This window comes from Anaerobium acetethylicum (assembly GCF_900096945.1).
GTDB lineage: Bacteria > Bacillota > Clostridia > Lachnospirales > Lachnospiraceae > Anaerobium > Anaerobium acetethylicum.
The window spans coordinates 39420-45419 of sequence record NZ_FMKA01000030.1; the positions used below are offsets into that span (position 1 = coordinate 39420).

Genomic DNA, 6000 nt, shown 5'->3' on the forward strand with positions numbered 1-6000 from the left:
AGGGCAGATTCAGTAATCTGTTCCGTTGCCTGCCTGAACCCGCAACATATACCAAAAAGATAACAGGATGGAAAAAAATGATAATTGAAACATATTCAGCAGAAGAAACGTTTGCTCTTGGCCGGAAAATTGGAGAACAGGCCAAAGCCGGCGATGTTTATACCCTGGTAGGGGACCTGGGAGTCGGAAAAACCGTATTTACCCAGGGGCTTGCAAAAGGCCTGGGAATTGAGGAGCCGATCAGCAGCCCGACATTCACGATAATCCAGATTTACGAGGAAGGCAGGCTGCCTCTGTACCACTTTGATGTGTACCGCATAGGCGACATTGAAGAAATGGAGGAAATCGGATACGAAGACTATTTTTACGGCGAGGGAGTATGCCTGATCGAATGGGCAAACCTGATAGAGGAAATCCTCCCCGAACAGCTCCGTGAAATTACCATCGAGAAGGATCTGGAAAAAGGATTCGATTACCGAAAGATAACAATCGAAGAAAGGAACAGGCAGTTATGAGAATATTAGCATTAGACAGTTCAGGGCTTGTGGCAACAGTAGCGGTCATTGAAGATGAAAATATGATGGCGGAATACACCGTAAATTATAAGAAGACTCATTCTCAGACGCTTCTTCCGATGCTTGATGAAATCGTCAAAATGACGGAACTGGATCTCGGGACCATAGATGCAATTGCTGTTGCCGGCGGTCCGGGTTCATTTACGGGCCTGCGCATAGGCTCGGCCACTGCAAAAGGCATAGGCCTGGCCCTTGGGAAGCCGCTGATCCATGTTCCTACCCTTGATGCCCTTGCGTATAATCTGTACGGAACGGACAAAGTCATTTGTCCAATCATGGATGCAAGAAGAAATCAGGTCTATACCGGAATCTATGAATTCAGTAATAATACATTTCAGGTTATGGTAAAGCAGAAGGCTGTCTCAATTGACGACATAGTAGGCGCTCTGAATAAAATAGGCAGGGAAGTAATCTTCCTCGGTGACGGAGTTCCGGTATACAGAAAAAGAATAGCGGAAATAGCTGAAATTCCGTATTCATTTGCCCCGGCCCATCTGAGCAGGCAGAGAGCGGGAGCAGTCGGAGTCCTGGGTGGAGAATATTTCCGTCAGGGAAAGACTGAGACTGCAGCAGACCACCAGCCTGATTACCTGAGGCTTTCACAGGCTGAAAGGGAACTGGCCGAAAAGCAGCAGGCTGAACTTTAAATAGAAGAATCAGACCGGAAACGGAGGCATGACATGCTGGAAATCAGAGAAATGACTGAATACGACATAGAACAGGTCGGAGAGATCGAGGAAAGCATATTTTCGGTGCCCTGGTCCAGGAAATCCTTCCAGGAGGCGCTAAATAAAGAAAATACCATATATCTTGTGGCTGAATCGGACGGAAAAATTCTTGGCTACTGCGGCTTATGGAACATCATCGGAGAAGGTGAAATAACCAATGTGGCAGTCAGGAGCGAATACCGGAGAAAAAAAATAGCGCGCGCCCTTCTTGAACAGCTTCTTGCGACCGGAAAAGAAAAGGGTGTCGAAGCATTTACGTTAGAGGTCAGGGAAAGCAACACAGGAGCAATCCTGCTGTATGAATCCCTGGGATTCGTACATGAGGGGATCCGGAAGAATTTTTATGAGAAACCACAGGAAAACGCAATCATAATGTGGAAAAGACAGCTGGATTGACAGCAGGAATGTTTAAAAAAAAAGAAATATCACTTGTCAAAAATAACATATAGGACGATATTAGGAAGAGGAACAATTCATGTTAGACGTTTGTTTATTAGGAACCGGCGGAATGATGCCGCTGCCGTACCGAAGGCTGACAGCCTGTATGGCAAGATATAATGGCAGCAGTATTTTGATAGACTGCGGGGAAGGGACCCAGGTTGCAGTAAAAGATAAGGGGTGGAGCTTCAACCCGATTGATGTAATCTGTTTTACCCATTACCATGCTGACCATATCAGCGGTCTTCCGGGACTTTTGCTGACGATGGGTAATGCGGAAAGGACAGCACCTCTGACCATGATTGGTCCGAAAGGGCTTGAAAGGGTTGTTACCGCCCTACGTGTCATAGCGCCGGAACTTCCTTTTGAAATAAAGTATATAGAACTGAACCAGAAAGAACAGGCAGTCGAATTTGAGGGCTATCGGATAGAAGCCTTCAGGGTAAATCATAATGTTGCCTGCTACGGATACAGCATCGTGATTCCAAGGACGGGAAAATTCAATGTTGAAAATGCCCTTAAAAACAATATACCAAAGGAATTCTGGAACAGGCTCCAAAAGGGGCAGACAATTGAAAATGGAGACATCTGCTATACCCCGGACATGGTTCTGGGATCTCCGCGAAAAGGAATCAAGCTTACCTACTGCACAGACACAAGGCCGACCCAGTCTATTGTAGACAACAGCAAAGGAGCCGATCTGCTCATCTGCGAAGGCATGTACGGAGAAAGCGGAAAAGAATCCAAGGCAGCAGAATACAAGCACATGACATTCTACGAAGCGGCAAGGATTGCCCAGCAGGCGGGAGTTCCAGAAATGTGGCTCACCCATTACAGCCCGTCTCTTATAAGACCAGAAGAATTCATGAGAGATGTGAAGAAGATTTTCCCTAACTCAAAAGCCGGAAAAGACGGAAAGACCACAGTGCTTGAATTCGAAGAAGATTAATGATATCAAGGAGGATTCATATGAAAAAACGTTCATCACTTTATGTCCCGCCAACCAGCAGGGAAGGAAACCTGAACGGCGGGAAGAAAACATTGATCAAGAATATAGCCGTCGTAGTGGTTCTTGCAGCCCTGATTCTGCTTTTCTATTACCATATTTCTAATAAAGACGGAAAAACAGACCAGCTCCCTGCAGAACAGACAGAAGTTGAGAAAATACTGGCAGAAGATCTGGAAAAAGAGTACCCGCTGACACCGAAAGAAGTAGTGAAGCTCTACAGCAGTATCATTAGATGCTTCTATAATGAAACATATACAGATGAGGAATTGAAAGCGCTTGGAAATAAGGCAAGGGGACTTTTTGACGAAGAATTCCTGCATGTAAACCCGGAAAAAACATATTTTGAAAATCTGAATGCGGATATTGCCGAATACAAGGCTGCTGAACGCACGATTTTCAATACGATCATAGATGACAGCAGTGCCGTGCAGTACTACACAGAGGCGGACAGGGAGTATGCGGTCCTTAAGGCATCATACACGCTCTCAGATAAGAATGGATACCAAAAAGCAAATCACGAATTCATATTAAGAAAGGATGCAGAAAGCCGATGGAAGATTCTGGGGTGGAAACTTGCAGATACGGCGGCAGAAGCGAACGAAGATGAGTAAAGAAAAAGATATTACGATATTGGCAATAGAATCCTCCTGCGATGAAACGGCGGCGGCAGTAATCAGAAATGGAAGAGAAGTCCTTTCTAACGTTATTTCATCCCAGATAGAACTCCATAAACTCTATGGAGGCGTAGTGCCGGAAATCGCTTCCAGGAAGCATATTGAAAAAATAAATCAGGTTATAGAAGAAGCCCTTTCAGAAGCAGGCATAACACTGGATGATCTCGATGCCATAGGAGTAACCTATGGACCGGGACTGGTAGGCGCCCTTCTGGTAGGTGTGGCAGAGGCAAAAGCGATCAGTTATGTTAAAAATCTGCCTTTAGTAGGCGTGCACCATATTGAAGGCCATATTTCCGCCAACTATATAGAACACCCTGATCTCGAGCCGCAGTTTCTCTGCCTTGTGGTATCGGGAGGCCATACCCATCTGGTACTGGTTAGAGACTATGGAAAATACGAGATAATAGGAAGAACAAGAGATGACGCAGCAGGAGAGGCATTTGACAAGGTCGCAAGGGCTATAGGTCTCGGCTATCCAGGCGGCCCTAAAATCGACAAACTTGCAAAAGAAGGCAATGCGGATGCGATACCGTTCCCGCGCGCCCATATCGAAGGCTCCGTATATGACTTCAGTTTCAGCGGGCTCAAATCCGCTGTACTGAACTATATAAATTCCTGCCAGATGAAAGGTGTGGAAATAAACCGCGCAGATGTTGCGGCTTCTTTTCAGAAGGCTGTTACTGATGTGCTTGTCCATAATGCAATGCAGGCCGTCAAAGAATACGGTATAAAAAAACTGGCAATAGCCGGAGGCGTAGCATCGAATTCATCACTCAGAAACGCCATGAGAGAGGCCTGTGAGAAAAACAATATAGAATTCTATCACCCATCCCCTGTTTTCTGTACAGACAATGCTGCGATGATCGGAGTGGCAGCATATTATGACTACATAAATGGAACCAGACACGGACTCGATCTGAATGCAGTTCCTAATCTTAAATTGGGAGAACGGCAGGACCAGCCGCAATAGCAGATTCACAGAATCGATTGAAGGGGGCTTATTTTTGATAAAGGAAAAAGCAGAAAAAGTTGTTGCAATCGTTCTGGCAGCAGGGCAGGGAACAAGAATGAACAGTCCGATCCAGAAACAGTTTCTTCTGGTAAAGGGTAAGCCTCTTGTTTATTACTCTTTGCTGGAGTTCCAGGAAAGCGATGTTGATGAAATCATCCTCGTCGTTTCTCCGGGCTGTATAGAATCATGCCGCCAGGATATAGTGGAAACTTATAATTTTGATAAAGTTGTCAAGATAATTGAGGGTGGACAAGAGCGTTACAATTCCGTATATAATGGCATAAAAGCCATAGGTTCGTGCGCCTATCTTCTTATTCATGACGGAGCAAGACCGTTTGTAGACCAGGAAATAATAAAAAGAACGATTGAATCAGTAAAAGAGTACAGGGCATGTGTGGTGGGAATGCCGGTAAAAGATACAATAAAGATTGCCGATGGAAAAGAATTCATAAAAGAAACGCCCGACCGGAGTCTGCTATGGCAGATACAGACCCCTCAGGCTTTTGAGTATAGTCTGGTAAAGGATGCCTACGAAAAGGTGCTGGATCTGGCTGATATAAACGTCACGGATGACGCCATGGTTGTAGAGGCGGCAACAGACATAAAAGTAAAGCTTATAAGGGGCTCTTATGAGAATATTAAAATCACAACGCCTGAAGACCTCAAAATAGCTGAGGTTTTCTGTTGTCGATAGTTGTCGATAGGAATTGTGGCATAAGCATTTTGGAATGCTGATGACCAATGCTGATGACCAATACTGATGACCTCGTGTCCATTCATGATTGAGTAGTGGCATGAGGTCAAAAATATGCTAAATATGGCGTTTTGCGGAGTGGCATCATAGGTAAATTATTGCATCTGTTAAAAAAATAAAAAAAATTGAAAATATTATTGACATACGGAATTAAAGGTGATAGAATAACAAATGTCGCTGAAACAGTTGCGGAAAAAGTGGTCAATATGACGGCTGTTTGTAAAAGTTTTCAAAAAGCGATTGTGAAAAAAGAATAAAAAAGTACTTGACAAACAGTTTTCAATAGTATAAAATAGTCAAGCACAGACATGGAGAGGTGTCCGAGTGGTTTAAGGAGCTGGTCTTGAAAACCAGTGATTCCGAAAGGGACCGTGGGTTCGAATCCCACCTTCTCCGTTTTGTATGAAAGCTATTCTGAATAGCATTTGTACATTAAGTAAATTCGGCTTCAGCTTGGAGAAGTACCCAAGTGGCTGAAGGGGCTCCCCTGGAAAGGGAGTAGGTCGTTAATAGCGGCGCGAGGGTTCAAATCCCTCCTTCTCCGTAGGTCTTCTCAAAAAAATAAAAAACGCTTGACACGAAAGTTGATGGATGTTAGAATAATTGAGCTGACCAAATAGGCAGTACACAGAACATTGATAACTGAACAGTGAAACAACCTTGAAAATTCAAAACCAGACAAAGTCTGGAAAAGAGATTTCATGATCGGCCAGGACTTAGTATCCGGCCAATCAAAGAACAGTGTCGAGAGACACGACCTAAAAAACAGTAAAATATGACCGAGTAGCATCGGCATATACGGAAAAA

7 protein-coding genes and 2 tRNA genes are annotated in these 6000 nt (G+C 44.4%); all 9 read left to right on the forward strand.

Annotated features, from left to right (window positions below):
- The first annotated feature begins 77 nt into the window (after nt 1-77).
- The 9 genes from tsaE (at nt 78) to BJR36_RS16120 (ending at nt 5737) form a co-directional block, all read left to right on the forward strand.
- Nucleotides 78-515: a tRNA (adenosine(37)-N6)-threonylcarbamoyltransferase complex ATPase subunit type 1 TsaE gene (gene tsaE, locus BJR36_RS16080; RefSeq protein ID WP_091236264.1), complete on the forward strand. Its 438-nt coding sequence runs from the start codon at nt 78-80 to the stop codon at nt 513-515.
- Nucleotides 512-1222 (forward strand): tRNA (adenosine(37)-N6)-threonylcarbamoyltransferase complex dimerization subunit type 1 TsaB, encoded by a 711-nt coding sequence (tsaB, locus tag BJR36_RS16085; RefSeq protein ID WP_091236265.1) that lies wholly within the window; start codon nt 512-514, stop codon nt 1220-1222. Before tsaE ends, tsaB begins: the two co-directional genes overlap by 4 nt.
- Nucleotides 1223-1255: 33 nt before the next feature.
- Nucleotides 1256-1699 (forward strand): ribosomal protein S18-alanine N-acetyltransferase, encoded by a 444-nt coding sequence (gene rimI, locus BJR36_RS16090; RefSeq protein ID WP_091236267.1) that lies wholly within the window; start codon nt 1256-1258, stop codon nt 1697-1699.
- Nucleotides 1700-1778: 79 nt separating this feature from the next.
- Nucleotides 1779-2690: a ribonuclease Z gene (locus tag BJR36_RS16095; protein ID WP_091236269.1), complete on the forward strand. Its 912-nt coding sequence runs from the start codon at nt 1779-1781 to the stop codon at nt 2688-2690.
- Between the two features lie 20 nt (nt 2691-2710).
- Entirely contained in the window at nt 2711-3361 is a 651-nt protein-coding gene (locus tag BJR36_RS16100) for a DUF6715 family protein (protein WP_091236271.1), read from the forward strand.
- Nucleotides 3354-4397, forward strand: coding sequence for a tRNA (adenosine(37)-N6)-threonylcarbamoyltransferase complex transferase subunit TsaD (tsaD, locus tag BJR36_RS16105; RefSeq protein ID WP_091236272.1), 1044 nt, complete (start codon nt 3354-3356; stop codon nt 4395-4397). Before BJR36_RS16100 ends, tsaD begins: the two co-directional genes overlap by 8 nt.
- A gap of 37 nt (nt 4398-4434) precedes the next feature.
- Nucleotides 4435-5133 carry a 2-C-methyl-D-erythritol 4-phosphate cytidylyltransferase gene (gene ispD / locus BJR36_RS16110; RefSeq protein WP_091236274.1) on the forward strand — a complete coding sequence of 233 codons (699 nt, stop codon included), beginning with the start codon at nt 4435-4437 and terminating at the stop codon, nt 5131-5133.
- Between the two features lie 370 nt (nt 5134-5503).
- Nucleotides 5504-5589 (forward strand) — tRNA-Ser (locus BJR36_RS16115).
- Nucleotides 5590-5648: 59 nt separating this feature from the next.
- Nucleotides 5649-5737, forward strand: a tRNA-Ser gene (locus BJR36_RS16120).
- Nucleotides 5738-6000: the final 263 nt, after the last annotated feature.